Annotated in this window: 13 protein-coding genes and 4 tRNA genes; 10 read left to right on the forward strand and 7 right to left on the reverse strand. The window is 57.3% G+C overall.

The window, feature by feature from the left end; genetic code table 11:
• Window positions 1-4: 4 nt before the first annotated feature.
• Both BFV67_RS13940 and BFV67_RS13945 read left to right on the forward strand, forming a co-directional pair.
• Window positions 5-2,194, forward strand: coding sequence for a TonB-dependent siderophore receptor (locus BFV67_RS13940; RefSeq protein WP_069598511.1), 2,190 nt, complete (start codon window positions 5-7; stop codon window positions 2,192-2,194).
• A gap of 164 nt (window positions 2,195-2,358) precedes the next feature.
• Window positions 2,359-2,434 (forward strand) — tRNA-Asn (locus BFV67_RS13945).
• Between the two features lie 107 nt (window positions 2,435-2,541).
• Here BFV67_RS13945 and BFV67_RS13950 read toward each other — a convergent pair.
• Window positions 2,542-2,943 (reverse strand): RidA family protein, encoded by a 402-nt coding sequence (locus BFV67_RS13950; RefSeq protein WP_069598512.1) that lies wholly within the window; start codon window positions 2,941-2,943, stop codon window positions 2,542-2,544.
• A gap of 141 nt (window positions 2,944-3,084) precedes the next feature.
• Here BFV67_RS13950 and BFV67_RS13955 point away from each other — a divergent pair, with 141 nt between their 5' ends.
• Window positions 3,085-4,023 carry a LysR family transcriptional regulator gene (locus BFV67_RS13955; RefSeq protein ID WP_069598513.1) on the forward strand — a complete coding sequence of 313 codons (939 nt, stop codon included), beginning with the start codon at window positions 3,085-3,087 and terminating at the stop codon, window positions 4,021-4,023.
• 8 nt (window positions 4,024-4,031) lie between these two features.
• Here BFV67_RS13955 and gcvA read toward each other — a convergent pair whose 3' ends face one another.
• Entirely contained in the window at window positions 4,032-4,943 is a 912-nt protein-coding gene (gcvA, locus tag BFV67_RS13960) for a transcriptional regulator GcvA (RefSeq protein ID WP_069598514.1), read from the reverse strand.
• A 170-nt stretch (window positions 4,944-5,113) separates the two neighbouring features.
• On the opposite strand from gcvA, the gene BFV67_RS13965 reads away from it, so the two are divergent.
• Window positions 5,114-5,722 (forward strand): glutathione S-transferase family protein, encoded by a 609-nt coding sequence (locus BFV67_RS13965; protein ID WP_055322009.1) that lies wholly within the window; start codon window positions 5,114-5,116, stop codon window positions 5,720-5,722.
• Between the two features lie 43 nt (window positions 5,723-5,765).
• Here the strand turns inward: BFV67_RS13965 and cbl are convergent, their stop codons facing one another.
• Window positions 5,766-6,716 (reverse strand): HTH-type transcriptional regulator Cbl, encoded by a 951-nt coding sequence (cbl, locus tag BFV67_RS13970; protein WP_008499476.1) that lies wholly within the window; start codon window positions 6,714-6,716, stop codon window positions 5,766-5,768.
• Between the two features lie 96 nt (window positions 6,717-6,812).
• Window positions 6,813-7,730: a nitrogen assimilation transcriptional regulator NAC gene (gene nac / locus BFV67_RS13975; protein WP_008499475.1), complete on the reverse strand. Its 918-nt coding sequence runs from the start codon at window positions 7,728-7,730 to the stop codon at window positions 6,813-6,815.
• Between the two features lie 320 nt (window positions 7,731-8,050).
• Here nac and BFV67_RS13980 point away from each other — a divergent pair.
• Window positions 8,051-8,126 (forward strand) — tRNA-Asn (locus BFV67_RS13980).
• Window positions 8,127-8,270: 144 nt separating this feature from the next.
• Here the strand turns inward: BFV67_RS13980 and ldtA are convergent.
• Window positions 8,271-9,170 (reverse strand): L,D-transpeptidase, encoded by a 900-nt coding sequence (ldtA, locus tag BFV67_RS13985; protein WP_021241419.1) that lies wholly within the window; start codon window positions 9,168-9,170, stop codon window positions 8,271-8,273.
• 191 nt (window positions 9,171-9,361) lie between these two features.
• On the opposite strand from ldtA, the gene shiA reads away from it, so the two are divergent.
• The 3 genes from shiA (at window position 9,362) to BFV67_RS14000 (ending at window position 13,994) form a co-directional block, all read left to right on the forward strand.
• A complete protein-coding gene (gene shiA, locus BFV67_RS13990; protein WP_069598515.1) occupies window positions 9,362-10,675 on the forward strand; it encodes a shikimate transporter in 1,314 nt (437 codons plus the stop codon).
• Window positions 10,676-10,748: 73 nt separating this feature from the next.
• Window positions 10,749-12,203: an AMP nucleosidase gene (locus tag BFV67_RS13995; protein ID WP_023617725.1), complete on the forward strand. Its 1,455-nt coding sequence runs from the start codon at window positions 10,749-10,751 to the stop codon at window positions 12,201-12,203.
• 18 nt (window positions 12,204-12,221) lie between these two features.
• Window positions 12,222-13,994, forward strand: a complete 1,773-nt coding sequence (locus tag BFV67_RS14000; RefSeq protein WP_069598516.1) for an aminopeptidase P family protein — start codon at window positions 12,222-12,224, stop codon at window positions 13,992-13,994.
• A gap of 61 nt (window positions 13,995-14,055) precedes the next feature.
• Here the strand turns inward: BFV67_RS14000 and BFV67_RS14005 are convergent.
• Window positions 14,056-14,131, reverse strand: a tRNA-Asn gene (locus tag BFV67_RS14005).
• A gap of 103 nt (window positions 14,132-14,234) precedes the next feature.
• Window positions 14,235-15,689 (reverse strand): multidrug efflux MATE transporter EmmdR, encoded by a 1,455-nt coding sequence (gene emmdR / locus BFV67_RS14010; protein ID WP_021241423.1) that lies wholly within the window; start codon window positions 15,687-15,689, stop codon window positions 14,235-14,237.
• A gap of 162 nt (window positions 15,690-15,851) precedes the next feature.
• Here emmdR and BFV67_RS14015 point away from each other — a divergent pair.
• Window positions 15,852-15,927 (forward strand) — tRNA-Asn (locus tag BFV67_RS14015).
• Window positions 15,928-15,980: 53 nt separating this feature from the next.
• Window positions 15,981-16,316, forward strand: a complete 336-nt coding sequence (locus BFV67_RS14020; protein WP_025913311.1) for a gamma-glutamylcyclotransferase family protein — start codon at window positions 15,981-15,983, stop codon at window positions 16,314-16,316.
• Window positions 16,317-16,357 lie beyond the last annotated feature (41 nt).

The following is a 16,357-nucleotide window of genomic DNA, read 5'->3' on the forward strand; positions in this document are numbered from 1 at the left end:
AACAATGAAACGTTCTCATCTTTGGGTTTTAAATCCTTGCCTGCTTGCAATGCTTTCTACCTCTGCGTGGGCGGAAGAACAAAAGGAAGAAAATATCGTTGTCTCCGCCAGCCGCGCGCACCGTAGCGTGGCGGAGATGGCGCAGACCACCTGGGTCATTGAGCGGGCTGAAATTGAGCAGCAGGTTCAGGGCGGGAAAGAGATTAAAGAAGTGCTGGCGCAGCTGATTCCGGGCATGGACGTCAGCAGCCAGGGGCGTACCAACTACGGCATGAACCTGCGCGGCCGCTCCATGATGGTGATGGTGGACGGCGTGCGCCTGAACTCGTCCCGCAGCGACAGCCGCCAGCTCGACTCTATCGATCCGTTCAACATTGACCGTATCGAAGTCATCTCCGGCGCCACGTCACTCTACGGCGGCGGCAGCACCGGCGGTCTGGTGAACATCGTTACCAAAAAGGGCCAGCCTGAGACCGAAGTCGAGTTCCAGACGGGTGCTAAAAGCGGGTTCAACAGCCACAACGACCATGATGAGAACGTATCGGCAGCGGTCAGCGGCGGCAACGATAACGCCTCCGGTCGTCTGTCGGTGTCGTATCAGCGCTACGGCGGCTGGTATGACGGCAACGGCGACGAGGTGATTATTGATAACACCCAGACCGGCTTACAGTATTCTGACCGTATCGACGTGATGGGCACAGGCACCCTCAATATTGACGATCATCAGCAGCTGCAGCTGACCACTCAGTACTACAAGAGCGAGTCCGACGGCAAGCATGGTCTGTATCTCGGGAAGAACTTCTCGGCGGTCACGGGGGATGCGACCGCGTACAACAAAGGTAACCTCGATTCTGACCGCGTGCCGGGTACCGAGCGCCATCTGATCAACCTGCAGTACTCCAATACCGACTTCTGGGGCCAGGATCTGGTCGCGCAGATTTACTATCGCGACGAGAGCCTGACCTACTATCCGTTCCCAACCCTGACCAAAGGCGTGGTCACCAGCATCGGCGCGTCGCAGCAGAAAACCGATTTCTACGGCGGCAAGCTGACGCTGAACAGCAAGCCGGTGGACGATTTGACGCTGACCTGGGGTATGGATGCCGACCACGAAACCTTCGATGCCAACCAGCAGTTCTTCAACCTGAAAAAAGCTGCGGCGAGCGGCGGCATGGAGCTGGATAACGCCTACAACGTGGGCCGCTACCCGGGTTATAGCATCACCAACCTCGCCCCGTTCCTGCAGGCCAGCTATGACATTGACGCCATCACCCTGAGCGGCGGCGTGCGCTACCAGTACACCGAGAACAAGGTGGACGACTTTGTCGGTTACACCCAGCAGCAGGCCATCGCTACCGGGAAAGCCACCTCCGCCGACGCGGTGCCGGGCGGGAAAACCGATTACAACAACTTCCTGTTTAACGCCGGGATCCTCGGTCGGCTGACCGAACAGCAGCAGCTGTGGTTTAACTTTTCCCAGGGCTTCGAAATTCCGGACCTGGCGAAGTACTACGGCTCCGGGACCTATCAGCTCAGCAACGGTCACTATCGCCTGCTGAACAGCGTCAACGTCAACGACTCGAAGCTGGACGGTATCAAGGTCAACGCTTATGAGCTGGGCTGGCGCTACACCGGGGATAACCTGCGCACCCAGGTTGCGGCGTATTACTCGCTCTCGGATAAAACCATCACCATCAACAAGACGGACATGACCATCAACCTGGAAGACGACAAGCGTCGTATCTACGGGGTAGAAGGTCAGGTGGACTATTTCTTCACCGACAGCGACTGGAGCACGGGCGCGAACTTTAACGCCATTAAGTCGGAAACTCGCGAAAACGGGAAATGGGAGAAGCTGACGGTAGACAGCGCCAGCCCGTCGAAAGCCAGCGCATGGGTCAACTGGGCGCCGGGCGACTGGACCCTGCGCATGCAGAGCACGCAGACCTTTGACGTCTCTGACGCCGACGGCAAGAAGATCGATGGCTACAACACGGTCGACTTCCTGGGCAGCTACGCCCTGCCGGTGGGTAAAGTCAGCTTCAGCGTGGAGAACCTGCTGGACAAAGACTACACCACCGCCTGGGGCCAGCGCGCGCCGGGGCTGTATAGCCCAACCTACGGTGCACCGGGTCTGTATACCTATAAAGGCCGTGGACGGACGTTTGGTCTGAACTACTCCGTTCTGTTCTAATCCCGAGCGCCGCCTGCGGGTGGCGCATTTTGCTGTGTAATTTCGAAGCAAATTTGCTATAAAATCAGCGATTTGCTGAAATTGTCGGCAAACGAACAAAAAGCGCGATTTCACCCTTTGACAAGGCGAACTGAGGTCGCTACTATGCGCCTCGTTCACACGATTCCTCTGTAGTTCAGTCGGTAGAACGGCGGACTGTTAATCCGTATGTCACTGGTTCGAGTCCAGTCAGAGGAGCCAAATTTGAAAAGCCTGCTTTTGAAGCAGGCTTTTTGCTTTTCTGCGTCGGGTAAAATTGTCGGGTGGCGGCTTCGCCTTACCCGACCTACGGGATTGCATCTCTGAAGTTAACTCTGAATCGCATCCAGCCTGGCAATCACCTTAATCTCAAACTTAAATCCGTACAGCCACGTCACGCCGATCCCGGTCAAGGTAGGATAAGGCGCGTCCCCCCAATATTCTGGCAGGATACTCCAGATAGCGTCGAGGTTTGACTCGGGATCGACGACAAAGAGGGTCACGTCAACCACGTCAGCGAACGTGCAGCCCGCAGCCGCGAGGACAGCATTAAGATTATCGAAGGCCAGCCTGACCTGCGCTTTCAGACCGGGTTCAGGCGAACCATCCTCGCGACTACCCACCTGCCCCGAAACGAACAAGAAACCGTTGGATTTGATGGCCGGTGAATAGCGATTGCGCTCATAGAGCGCCTGCCGACCGGAGGGGAAAACTGCTTCGCGTGCTGTCATGTTTGTACCTTTGCAATAGGGCAAAATCAGCCCGTTGAACATAAAGACACTTTACAGGTGCAGGTTCGGGCCGATAAACAAGCGACTTTGTCCATCATTGTTTGTAATATCCAAACAATCGGTGAAAAGAGAGGATAAGGAATGGATCGTTTCGACGCGATGCGCGCCTTTGCTCGCGTGGTGGAGGCAGGTAGTTTCACAAAGGCTGCCCAAACGCTTCATATGAGCAAAACCACGGTGACGCAGCTCATTCAGCAGCTGGAAGCGCGCCTGCGCGTCAAATTGCTCCATCGCACCACCCGCAGGCTCGGTGTGACCCCCGATGGCGCGGTCTACTACGAACGCGTCATCCGCCTGCTGGCGGACATGGAAGATGCTGAAAACAGCCTGTCCAGCGCGACGATGACGCCCAGGGGACGGCTACGGGTTGATGTGCCCAGTCCGCTGGCCCGCCTCATCCTGGTGCCGGCGCTACCGGCTTTCCATGCACGCTACCCGGATATCCAGTTCGATATGGGCGTGAGCGACCGGGTGGTGGATCTGATCGGCGACAACGTGGATTGCGTCCTCCGCGGTGGCGAAATCAACGACCAGTCCCTGATCGCACGCCACGTCGGCGATTTGCACATCGGCGTTTACGTCGCACCGAGCTATGTGGAACGCCTCGGCGCCCCTGCGCACCCGCGAGAGCTGGAAAACACCGACCATCGCATTGTAGGGTTCTTGTCCTCGCGCACCGGTAAGATTGATCCTCTGGTACTGCGCAGTGAGAGTGAACAAATTGACATCACGGGCAGCTATGTCCTTGCCGTGGATGATGGCAATGCTTACCTTGAAGCTGGGTTAGCCGGGTTAGGCGTGATTGCGCTGCCGGTCTATATGGCAGAAGCGCATCAGGCTTGCGGTTCCTTGATTCGGCTATTCGAACATTGGCGTATTAAGCCAATGTCCCTGTACCTGGCATTTCCGCCTAACCGCCACGTCAACGCCAGACTGCGCGTTTTTATTGATTGGATCGTTGAATTGATGCAGCAGCATGTCCCTAATTCCAATAATAAGTCACTCCCTCCCAGCCCCTGATTCGCTCATTAGGGTTGGTTACTTTCCACAGCACTCACCGCTCGCCGCCAGGCCGCCACCTCCTCATCCAGCCACGCCTCAAAAAAACCCACCTCCGGCTTCTCCTCCTTTGGCTGCGCCGTCACCAGCCAGTAAGGCCAGGGATATGGCGCAGTGATGGAGGTTAGCTGGACCAGTTCACCTCGGGTGATGGCATCCTGAACCAGAGAGCGACGCTCCAGCGCGATACCTTTCCCGAGCCGAACGGCTTCGATAATGATATTGGAGTCGTTAATACATAAACCGCCAGGCACGATCTCTTTCTCCAGCCCCGCATTCACGCACCACGTTTTCCACGACTCCATGGAGAAAATAATATGACTCTTTGCAATCTCCGCTGGCGTAGCGGGCAGCACGCCCCCGTTATAGCCCGGTGCGGCCACCACAATAAGCTCATCGGAAAAAAGGTAATGGCTTTCACACCCTTCCCAGTTTCCCTGCCCCATCCGTATCGCGATATCTATCCCTTCCTGCTGCAGGCTGGTGACCGTCAGACTGGCCTGGATCCGCAGGGTAATAAGCGGATACTTCGCCCGAAAACGAGCCAGACGCGGTAATAACCAGTGGCATCCAAATGACGGCACCATCGCCAGCGTCAACTCCTGCTTTCTCGGCTTCACCTGCACGAGCCGGGTGGCATCCGCGATGTGGTTCAACGCTTCGCGTACCTGTAAGGCATAGAGCCGCCCTTCTTCGTTGATCTGCACTCCTCGCCCCTGACGGATAAACAGCTTTACGCCCACCATCTCCTCCAGCGTTTTGATCTGCTGGCTGATAGCGGAATGGGTAACGTGGAGTTCTTTCGCCGCCAGCGTCACGCTGCCAAGACGGGCGACGGCTTCAAAGCTTCGCAAACTGGCAATGGGTGGAAAATCCGACATGAAAGTACTTCCTTATCTGCGCTGGATATACAGCGGCAACCTGACCATATGTCAGTAATACTAACCCTTACGGTAAGATACTGAAGATATTCGCCATGCAAATTGTATTGTAATGTCGGGTCATCCTTTTCAATGACGCGTTCTTTCACACAGACAGGAAAACGGGAAAGATGATTAAGCTTGTTGGCATGATGGATTCACCTTATGTACGGCGCGTGGCGATCTCCCTTGAGCTTTATGGGGTTGAGTTTGAAAGCCAGCCGCTGTCAGTCTTTAGCACCTTCGACGCATTCTCCCGGATCAACCCCGCGGTAAAAGCCCCGACGCTGGTTCTGGATAACGGAATACGTCTGATGGATTCCTCGCTGATTCTGAATTATTTTGAGGCTCAGGCCGACCCCGAGCGGAGACTCCTGCCCGTCGCGCCGGATGCGCAGGCAAACGATCTTCAGACGCTGGGCTTTATTCTCGCCGCCGCTGAAAAAGCGGTGCAAAATGTGTATGAACACAACCTGCGCCCGGTGGAAAAGCAGCACGTTTCATGGGTCGAACGCATTACAATCCAGCTGCTGGCGGCCTGCAGGGAATGGAATACCTTACTGGAGGGGCGTCCCGCCACCGCCGTTCCCGATCAGGTTGCCGTCACGAGCACGGTTGTCTGGACTTTTATTCAGTCGATGATCCCGCAGATCGTTAACGCAGCGGATTTTAGAACGATTCAGGCGTTTGGCGAATCATTCGAATCGCAGTCAGCCTTCAAAAAATATCCGTTCAATTAAATGCAGAGCCCGGTAAGCACAGCACCACCGGGCAAACCCGCACCTAAATCTGATAATCAATCGCCACTTCTTCCGGCTCCATCACCTGGCGTTTAATCTCATCGACGGACAGCCCGGCGTTGCAGAGCTCTATAAAGCGCCACACATAGTTACGCTGCAGCTGCCCGCGCTTCAGGCCAAGCCATACGGTGTTGGCGTCAAACAGATGACGCGTGTCAAGACGCACCAGGTTCCCGTCCTCGCGTTCTCCGCTGGACTGTTCCGCCACCAGGCCAATACCCAGACCCAGCTCGACGTAGGTTTTGATCACGTCAGAGTCCTGCGCGCTCAGCACGATGTCGGGCGTTAACCCTTTACGATTGAAGGCCTCGTCTATGCGCGAACGTCCCGTGATCCCCTGGCGATAAGTAATGAGCGGCCATTTCGCAACGTCTTCCAGCGTCAGGGGAGAGACCTGATTCAGCGGATGATCGACCGGGAGCAGTAAGCTGTGATACCAGCGGAACCAGGGGAACGCCACCAGCAGCGGGTCGTTGCTCAGGCGTTCGCTGGCGATACCGATATCCGCCCCACCGTTTTGCAACAGCACTTCAATTTCCTGCGGCGTGCCCTGAATAAGCTCCAGACGCACCTCCGGAAAAAGTTCGCGGAACGCCTTAATCACCGGAGGCAGGCTGTAGCGCGCCTGGGTGTGGGTGGTGGCAATGGTGAGCACGCCCGAGGCGTCATTGGTGAAGAGATCCGCCAGGCGACGCACGTTGCTGGCCTCGTTGAGGATCCGCTCAGCGATGGTGAGCAATGCTTTACCCGGCTCCGTCATGCCGAGCAGCCGCTTGCCGCGGCGGATAAAGATCTCTATGCCCAGCTCCTCCTCCAGCTCGCGGATATGGCGGCTGACGCCGGACTGGGAGGTATAAAGCATATTGGCGACCTCGGTCAGGTTGTAGTCCCGCCTGGCCGCCTCACGGATAATTTTAAGCTGCTGGAAATTCACGATTCACTCCGGCGCATCTGACATAGCTCTATTGTTAGAGTCAGCCGAGCTGCAGAACAAATAATAAAAACCAGCATCTTATGCTTTTATGGAATATCAGCTCACGAGCTGGAGTTCACGGTTCTCAAGCGATGGCTTGCTGACCAGCGACATCAAAATCTCTTTTACCGCCTGCGCCTGCGGCGACAGCGAACCGCGTGCGGACATGTTCAGCGACAGCGGCAGGCTCATGGAAGGCGTGGTGATCCGCGCCATCCAGCCGTTTGCCGCGCTGCACAGCGAACGCGCGGCGGATTCCGGCAGCACGGTGACGCCCATGCCGCTGGCAATGGCTGCGGTCAGCGTGGAGATCGAGTCAATTTCGCCGATGATTTTGGCCGTCAGGCGGCGCAGGGAGAACGCTTCGTCCACGCGCACGCGCACGGCGCTGTAGTCGCGCGGCAGATAGAGGTTCATCTCTGCCACGGCGGTAAGGTCTACGCTCTGGCCCGGACAGTCGCGGGTGCCCACGAGGTAGAGATCTTCTTTCAGCAGCGGCTGGCTGGTGATCCCGGCGACAGGAGAGCGATCGTAAAGGACCGCCATGTCCAGCTGGCCGTTGAGCAGTTTGTCATTCAGTACAGACCCGCTGTTTTCGTGCAGGTACACCAGCACTTCAGGCAGCTCAGCGCGAACGGCCTGCAGCAGCGGCATGGTAATAGAGGACGCGGCCGTTCCCGGCGCCAGGCCAATAGAAACGTGTCCGCTCAGGGTCTGGCCCACGTTATTCACCGCCAGCTGCGCCTGCTCGCACTGGCGCAGAATCGTGCGTGCATGGGTATAGAGAATTTTTCCGGCTTCCGTTGGCGTGACGCCGCGTTTGGTGCGGATCAACAGCTGCTGATCCATCTCGCCTTCCAGAGTAGCCACCTGCTGGCTCAGCGCAGGCTGCGCGATATGCAGCACTTCTGCTGCTTGAGTCAGGCTGCCGATATCGACGATTTTTACGAAGTATTTCAGTCGTCTTAAGTTCATTTTGCCCCCTGTTCGAAATGCTGTGCCGGAACCGGCTGTCGTTGTTGAACAGGTTTTGCAATATGAATGCCACTTTTACCAGGCGGTCTGAATTGGGCGCTAAGCGCCTGAAAATAAGGAAACCTAATCATGGAGGGGGGTTTTATTACCGAAACAGCAGTTTATGATCTGCCCCATTAGAGGTATATCCGCACCAAAGCGGTGCATTCCGCTGTCAAAAACAGCACTTTGCCGATTTTGTCAGCAAACGATCAAAAGGCGGCGATCCACCCTTTGACAAGGTGAACGCAGGTCGATAATATGCGCCCCGTTCACACGATTCCTCTGTAGTTCAGTCGGTAGAACGGCGGACTGTTAATCCGTATGTCACTGGTTCGAGTCCAGTCAGAGGAGCCAAATTTGAAAAGCCTGCTTTTAAAGCAGGCTTTTTGCTTTTCTGGGTTGGGTTAAATTTCGGGTGGCGGCTGCGCCTTACCCGACCGACAAAAACCTCGAATCGTAGGCCGGGTAAGGCAACGCCGCCACCCGGCGAAAATGTCCTCAATTGCCGAGCTTCACCGGCATCCCTGACCGCCGTTCCAGCTCAGCACCTGCACCCTCGTTGATCAACTCTGTCCGCAGCGCGGCCGATATCGGCAGCGGCACTTTCCGGGTCGATTCAAATTCCGCGCGGTTACGTGATAACGGCTCGTGAACCTCCACCCAGCGGCTGCCGTCCGGTTCCGTGGTGACTTTAACGGGCCGATCGATAAGCTGTACGCGGGTGCCGACGGAAACATTATCGAAAAGGTATTTGATGTCGTTATTGCGCAGACGAATACAGCCCTGGCTCACCCGCAGCCCGATACCGAAATTGGAGTTTGTGCCGTGTATGGCATAGAGCCTGCCGATATAGATTGCATACAGCCCCATCGGGTTATCCGGCCCGGCGGGCACGAAGGCAGGCAGCGTTTTTCCCTCTGCCGCATAGGCACGGCGCGTATTGGGCGTCGGAGACCAGGTGGGTCCCACCTGCTTACGTTCAACCGCCGTTACCCAGTTACGCGGGGTTTCGCGCCCGGCCTGACCGATGCCGATGGGCAGCACTTCAACGGTATTGCTGCCCGGCGGGTAATAGTAGAGACGCATTTCCGCCACGTTAACGACAATCCCCTCGCGAACGGTGTCGGGCAAAATCAGCTGCTGGGGAATGACCAGCCGGGTGCCGGATTTGGGCAAAAAAGGATCCACGCCCGGGTTCGCTTCCAGCATATTGCTCAACCCCTGCCCGTACTGCGCGGCAAACGCCTCAAGCGGTAACGTATTATGATCCGGCACGGTAATGACCTGCGAGCTCCCCACCAGGCGACTGCCCGCCGGCGGTAAAGGATAGCTCACCGCCTGCACGCTCTGGCTGATGAGTAACGCAGCAAGACAGCCCAACGCCTTTTTACGACACATATTCCCTTCCTCAGTCGCTTCGCTCTTTAGTAAGCATAGCGTAGCCGTTTTGCATTACCCATCAGGAAATAAAATCAGTTTGCACAGGCCCCCTGTCGCGGTAGTCTCATAGGTTCCGTTTATATGACGGCCGCTATGTGAGTGACCTTTTCTTATACCAATAATTAAAAATCAGTGCAGACAGGACAACTATGGACTCCACTCTCACCTCCACACATCCCAACGAGGAGACACCTTCGCTCGATCGTGCCCGCCGCGCCGCACTCGGCAGCTTCGCGGGTGCCGTCGTCGACTGGTATGATTTTCTGCTCTACGGCATTACCGCCGCGCTGGTGTTTAACCGCGAGTTTTTTCCGCAGGTCAGCCCCGCGATGGGCACCCTCGCCGCGTTTGCCACCTTCGGCGTCGGTTTTCTGTTTCGCCCGCTGGGCGGGGTGATCTTCGGCCACTTTGGCGACCGCCTCGGCCGCAAGCGCATGCTGATGCTTACCGTCTGGATGATGGGGATCGCCACGGCGCTGATTGGCATTCTCCCGTCGTTTTCCGCGATTGGCTGGTGGGCACCGGTATTGCTGGTGACATTACGGGCGATTCAGGGCTTCGCCGTGGGCGGTGAATGGGGCGGCGCGGCGCTGCTATCCGTTGAGAGCGCGCCCAAAAATAAGAAAGCGTTTTACAGCAGCGGCGTGCAGGTCGGATACGGCGTGGGTCTGCTCCTTTCTACCGGGCTGGTCTCCTTGATCAGCCAGCTCACCACCGACGAGCAGTTCCTGAGCTGGGGCTGGCGCATTCCGTTCATCTTCAGCATCGTGCTGGTCATCGCCGCGCTGTGGATCCGTAACGGCATGGAGGAGTCGGCAGAGTTCGAAAAACAGCAGGAAAAACCGGCCGTCAAAAAAAGGCTGCCGGTCATGGAGGCACTCGTCCGGCATCCTGGCGCTTTTCTGAAAATTATTGCCCTGCGCCTGTGTGAACTGCTGACGATGTATATCGTCACCGCGTTTGCCCTGAACTACTCGACGCAGAACCTCGGCCTGCCGCGTGAACTGTTCCTGAATATCGGCCTGGTGGTTGGCGGGATCAGCTGCCTGACCATCCCCTGCTTCGCCTGGCTGGCGGACCGCTTTGGCCGCCGTCGCGTCTATATCACCGGGGCGCTGGTGGGAACCCTCAGCGCCTGGCCATTCTTTATGGCGCTGGAGGCACAGTCGATCTTCTGGATTGTCTTCTTCGCCATCATGCTCGCCAACGTCGCTCACGACATGGTGGTCTGCGTCCAGCAGCCGATGTTTACCGAACTGTTCGGCGCCAGCTACCGCTACAGCGGCGCGGGCGTGGGCTACCAGGTCGCAAGCGTGGTCGGCGGCGGGTTTACGCCATTTATTGCCGCCGCGCTGGTGACCTTCTCCGGCGGAAACTGGCACAGCGTGGCGATTTATCTGCTGGCCGGTTGCCTGCTCTCTGCTGCGACGGCCCTGGTGATGAAAGAGCCCCGCCACACCTGATCGCCCTTTTGTTTCACAGGCGTGTGACATACTATCGGGTAGAGTCGCACACCTGTGGAACAAGGAGACAGAGATGAATAATAAGGGCTCCAGCCTGACCCCGGCTCAGGCGCTGGAAAAACTCGACGCGCTGTATGAACAGTCCGTCAATGCGCTGCGCAGCGCCATCAGCGAATATATCGAAACAGGGAAACTTCCCGACCAAAAGGCCAGAAACGAGGGCCTTTTTGTTTATCCATCGCTCTCTGTGACCTGGGACGGCAGCGCCAGCACGACGCCAAAAACCCGCGCCTACGCCCGTTTTACCCACTCCGGCTGCTACAGCACCACCGTCACCCGCCCGGCCCTGTTCCGCCCGTATCTTGAAGAACAACTTACGCTGTTGTACCAGGATTACGGCGCGCACATTGCCGTTGAGCCCTCGCAGCATGAGATCCCCTATCCGTACGTAATTGACGGTTCGGCGTTAACCCTTGACCGCTCCATGAGCGCGGGGCTGACCCGCCACTTCCCGACGACGGAACTGTCGCAGATTGGCGATGAGACCGCCGACGGGATTTATCACCCGGCAGAATTTTCTCCTCTGTCGCACTTTGACGCCCGCCGGGTCGATTTCTCCCTGGCGCGACTGCGCCACTACACCGGTACGCCCGCTGAACATTTTCAGCCGTTCGTGCTCTTTACCAACTACACCCGCTACGTCGACGAGTTTGTCCGCTGGGGCTGCAGCCAGATCCTCGACCCGGAAAGCCCGTATATTGCCCTCTCCTGCGCGGGCGGGATCTGGATCACCGCAGAGACCGAAGCCCCCGAGCAGGCCATCTCCGATCTGGCATGGAAAAAGCATCAGATGCCGGCCTGGCACCTGATCACCGCCGACGGTCAGGGCATTACGTTGATTAACATTGGCGTCGGCCCCTCGAACGCCAAAACCATCTGCGACCATCTGGCGGTACTGCGCCCTGACGTGTGGCTGATGATTGGTCACTGCGGCGGCCTGCGTGAAAGCCAGCTGATTGGCGACTACGTGCTCGCCCACGCCTATCTGCGCGATGACCATGTGCTTGATGCGGTGCTGCCGCCGGATATCCCGATCCCGAGCATCGCCGAAGTACAGCGTGCGCTGTATGACGCCACCAAAGAGGTCAGCGGCATGCCGGGCGAAGAAGTTAAGCAGCGCCTGCGCACCGGTACGGTCGTCACGACGGATGACCGCAACTGGGAGCTGCGTTACTCAGCCTCCGCGCTGCGGTTCAACCTGAGCCGCGCGGTGGCCATTGATATGGAGAGCGCCACCATCGCCGCACAGGGCTATCGCTTCCGCGTCCCGTACGGCACGCTGCTGTGCGTCTCCGATAAGCCGCTGCACGGCGAAATTAAGCTGCCGGGCCAGGCCAACCGTTTCTATGAAGGGGCTATCTCAGAGCATCTGCAAATTGGCATTCGCGCCATCGACCTGCTTCGGGCGGAAGGTGACAGACTGCATTCCCGCAAGCTGCGCACCTTCAACGAGCCGCCGTTCCGCTAATAACGATAAGGAATAACCATGTCCAGCACATCTCCGCTCTCTGCCCTGCGCCACTGGCTTGAGGCCAGCCATCTCGACGGGATGATCGTCCCGCGTGCGGATGCGTGGCAGAGCGAATACTGCGCGCCCTGTGACGAAAAGCTGGCCTGGCTGACGGGCTTTGACGGTTCTGCCGGCGTCGCGCTGGTACTGAAGGATAAAGCGCTGCTGTTCGTCGACGGGCGCTATCAGGTGCAGGCCCGCGTTCAGGTGAATCTGGACGAGATTGAAATTCACCACCTGCACAACGAGCCGCTGGCTGAATGGCTGACAGAAAACGTGGAGGCAGGCACGCGCATCGGTTTTGACGCACTGCTGATGACCAATACGGAGTTTGAGCAACTGTCCGCCACGCCGTGCAAGCTGGTACCGCTGAAGGTTTCGCCGTTTGACGCCTTATGGACCGATCGCCCTGCCGCACCGGCGGGGCTTATTCGTGAAATGCCGGTTGAAGTAAGCGGTGAAAGCAGCCAGGACAAACGTCAGCGCGTCGCTGCCGTGCTGGCCGCGAACAATGCTGATTATCTGGCCGTTACGCTGCCGGATAACATTGCATGGCTGCTCAACGTAAGGGGCTCAGATATCCCAACCAGTCCGGTACCGCTCTCATTTGCCCTGCTGAGTCGTGACGGCCACGTTGAGTGGTTTGTAAACGACAACAAGCTCGGCGCCCTGCCTGAAGAGGTGCGCAATGCGTTTACCATTGCGCCGCAGGACGCCTTCATCGAACGCTGTCAGCAGATTGCTGCAGGCAAACGGGTGATGGTTGATGCAGATTCCGCTCCGGTCGCCCTGCGCTTTGCCATTGAACCACGGGGAGAGATTGTCTGGCGAACCGATCCCATCACCCTGATGAAGGCCACCAAAAACCCGATCGAGCTGGCTGGGTATCGCGCGTGCCATCACCAGGACGGTGCCGCCTGGGTCAACTTCCTGGCCTGGCTGAGCCGCGAAGTGCCGCTGCGCGAGGCGGCAGGAAATCCGCTCACCGAGCTGGAAGTGCAGGCGCAGCAGCTCGCGTTCCGTAAACAGCAGCCCGGGTTTATCGAGCAAAGCTTTGCGACCATCTCCGCCTCTTCGAGCAATGCGGCGATGTGCCACTATCATTCGAGCGAGGCCAGCAACAAGCCCATCGGCCATGATCATTTTTACCTGAACGATTCCGGCGGTCAGTACGTTAATGGCACCACCGACGCCACGCGCACGCTGGCATGGGGTAAGGTCGACCCGCAACAGCGCCTGCACTACACCGCCGTGCTGAGAGGCTTTCTGTCGCTTATTACCCTGCAGTTCCCCTCTGGCACTCAGGGGCATCAGCTGGATGCCTTCGCGCGTCGTCCGCTGTGGGAGATGGGGCTGGATTACGATCACGGCACAGGGCATGGCGTGGGGCATCAGCTTCTGATCCATGAGAACCCGCATCGCATTGCCAAAAAGGTCAACCCGTGGCCGCTGGTGGCGGGCAATATCATGACGATTGAACCTGGCTACTATCTGGGCGATAGCCACGGGATTCGTATTGAAAACCAGGTGGAGATCGTGGAGAGCCGTCCGGGATTCTGTAAATTTGCCTCGCTGACGCTGATCCCGATTGATTTAAGCCAGGTCGAGCTGGATCTGTTGAGCGAACAGGAAAAAGCGTGGCTGGATGCGTATCACCAGCAGGTGCGTGAGGCGCTGTCACCACGGGTGAACAGCGATGCGCGTTCGTGGCTGGAAGAGGCGACGGCACCGGTTCGTGTGAACGGATAGTGCGGCTTTTACCCGACGCAGAAAAGCAAAAAGCCTGCTTTAAAAGCAGGCTTTTTAAATTTGGCTCCTCTGACTGGACTCGAACCAGTGACATACGGATTAACAGTCCGCCGTTCTACCGACTGAACTACAGAGGAATCGTGTGAACGGGGCGCATATTATCGATGCTCCCCCATGATGTCAAAGGCAGAATGCATATTTCCGATCGTTTGCCGATTTATTCTCCACTTCGCGCAATTGTCAGGCATTTTTCCGCGGGTATTTCCACAGCCAGCGCCCGCTGACCATGCGCCAGTAGAACAGCGCGCCCCGTACGGCCCAGTCCAGGAACATACCCAGCCAGACGCCGACTACGCCCCATCCGAGCATCACCCCGAGCGTATACCCCGCCACAACGCGACATCCCCACATGCCGAGCATCGACACCCACATCGCAAAGCGGGCGTCACGCGCGCCCTTCAGCCCGGCTGGCAGTACCCATGAGGCCGCCCAGATGGGCATAAAGGCCGCATTGAGCCAGATGAGGATTTTAACGACCTCTTTAACGTCCTCTTCGTGGGTATAGAACGAGGCCATCAGCCCGGCAAACGGCGCGGTTCCCCAGGCAATCACGGTCAGTCCAATGGTCGACAGCCAGAAAACGTGGCGCAGCTGCCGCTCAGCCTGGCCGATCTGCCCTTTCCCGAGCCGTTTCCCGGTAATGATAGTCGAGGCCGAACCCAGCGCGTTACCCGGCAGGTTAATCAGCGAGGCGATAGAAAAGGCGATGAAGTTACCGGCGATAACGTCGGTGCCCATCCCGGCGACAAACATCTGCGTCAGCAGCTTCCCGCCGTTAAACAGCACCGACTCAATACTGGCGGGAATGCCGATCCCCATCACTTCCCAGATAATGGCGAAGTTAAAGGGGCGGAAATAGCTCTTCAGCGTGAGGCGCAGCGAGGGGGTGATCCCCGCCATCAGCACGCCGATAATCGCTGCTGCACCGATATAGCGTGAAATGGTTAGCCCCAGTCCGGCGCCGACGAACCCCAGCCCGTCCCACGAGAACACGCCGTAGATCAGCACGCTGCTGATGATGATATTCAGGATATTCATTCCGCCGTTGATCAGGAGCGGAATTTTGGTGTTACCTGCCCCGCGCAGCGCGCCGCTGCCAATCAACGCGATAGCCGCCGCCGGATAGCTGATGACGGTCATCTCCAGATAGGTCAGCGCCAGGTCTTTAACCTCGTTCGTGGCTTCCCCGGCGACAAAGTCGATAATCTCTTTACCGAAATAGTGAATCACCGCCGCCAGAACAATCGAAAAGACAGTCATGATCATCAGCGACTGGCGGGCTGCCTCGCGCGCACGTTTGGGATCGAGCTTGCCGAGGCTAAAAGCCACCACCACCGTCGTCCCGAGATCGATGGCAGCAAAAAAAGACATCACCACCATGTTAAAGCTGTCCGCCAGCCCGACCCCCGCCATCGCCTCTTTCCCCAGCCAGCTCACCAGGAAGGTGCTCAGTACCCCCATCAGCAGAACGCAGGTATTTTCCAGGAAGATAGGCACAGCAAGAGGGGTGATTTCACGCCAGAAGAGAACCCGATAGCTTTTACGTTTTGCATACCATGGCGTGCGCGCGATCGCCTGGCGTAAGGAGGCAGTGACGTTCAAAATGGACCTTAGCGAGAAAAGTTGAAACTCCATTTCAAATGATGGGGGAGAAATGCTAATCCTGCAAAGTATTTTCCTGAAAAAAGATGTGTGGAATTACAACAAACTGACGACAGAATCAGCAATCAGTCGATTTTCCCTAAGATCAGGTTTGACAAAAGTTTTTTCGCCGCTAAGATAAGCCTCCACAACGATTCCTCTGTAGTTCAGTCGGTAGAACGGCGGACTGTTAATCCGTATGTCACTGGTTCGAGTCCAGTCAGAGGAGCCAAATTTAAAAAGCCTGCTTTTAAAGCAGGCTTTTTGCTTTGCGGATGAGGGAAAATGAACGCTCTGTTTGTCTACGGCACGCTGCGTCCGGGCCATTCTAATGCGCATATCCTTGAAAACATCGGCGGTGAATGGCTGGCCGGTTTCGTCTCCGGTACGTTCTACGAACGCGGCTGGGGTGCGGCGGCAGACTTTCCCGGGATTGTCCTCCACTCCGATGGACCGCGCGTCGAAGGCTATCTGTTTATCTCTGATAACCTTTCCGCACACTGGCAAATGCTGGATGAGTTTGAAGACGGCTATGACCGGGTTGAGGTCACGGTGACCACCACTGAAGGCAAGCAGGTTCAAGCCTGGATTTATCAGCTACAGCCACGTTCTGAGTCATAAAAAAAGGCCCTCTGTCACCAGAGAGCCTTTTTCACGATTCG

Origin of the sequence: Enterobacter roggenkampii, assembly GCF_001729805.1 — a bacterium.
Taxonomy (GTDB): Bacteria; Pseudomonadota; Gammaproteobacteria; order Enterobacterales; family Enterobacteriaceae; genus Enterobacter; species Enterobacter roggenkampii.

Excerpts from the sequence above, each read along its gene's own strand:
- gcvA (WP_069598514.1), bottom strand. The coding sequence starts at position 4,943 with ATGTCGGATTTTCCACCCATTGCCAGTTTGCGAAGCTTTGAAGCCGTC.
- BFV67_RS14000 (WP_069598516.1), top strand. The coding sequence starts at position 12,222 with ATGTCCAGCACATCTCCGCTCTCTGCCCTGCGCCACTGGCTTGAGGCC.
- ldtA (WP_021241419.1), bottom strand. The coding sequence starts at position 9,170 with ATGTGTCGTAAAAAGGCGTTGGGCTGTCTTGCTGCGTTACTCATCAGC.
- BFV67_RS13950 (WP_069598512.1), bottom strand. The coding sequence starts at position 2,943 with ATGACAGCACGCGAAGCAGTTTTCCCCTCCGGTCGGCAGGCGCTCTAT.
- shiA (WP_069598515.1), top strand. The coding sequence starts at position 9,362 with ATGGACTCCACTCTCACCTCCACACATCCCAACGAGGAGACACCTTCG.
- BFV67_RS13995 (WP_023617725.1), top strand. The coding sequence starts at position 10,749 with ATGAATAATAAGGGCTCCAGCCTGACCCCGGCTCAGGCGCTGGAAAAA.
- BFV67_RS13955 (WP_069598513.1), top strand. The coding sequence starts at position 3,085 with ATGGATCGTTTCGACGCGATGCGCGCCTTTGCTCGCGTGGTGGAGGCA.
- nac (WP_008499475.1), bottom strand. The coding sequence starts at position 7,730 with ATGAACTTAAGACGACTGAAATACTTCGTAAAAATCGTCGATATCGGC.
- BFV67_RS13965 (WP_055322009.1), top strand. The coding sequence starts at position 5,114 with ATGATTAAGCTTGTTGGCATGATGGATTCACCTTATGTACGGCGCGTG.
- emmdR (WP_021241423.1), bottom strand. The coding sequence starts at position 15,689 with ATGGAGTTTCAACTTTTCTCGCTAAGGTCCATTTTGAACGTCACTGCC.
- BFV67_RS14020 (WP_025913311.1), top strand. The coding sequence starts at position 15,981 with ATGAACGCTCTGTTTGTCTACGGCACGCTGCGTCCGGGCCATTCTAAT.
- BFV67_RS13940 (WP_069598511.1), top strand. The coding sequence starts at position 5 with ATGAAACGTTCTCATCTTTGGGTTTTAAATCCTTGCCTGCTTGCAATG.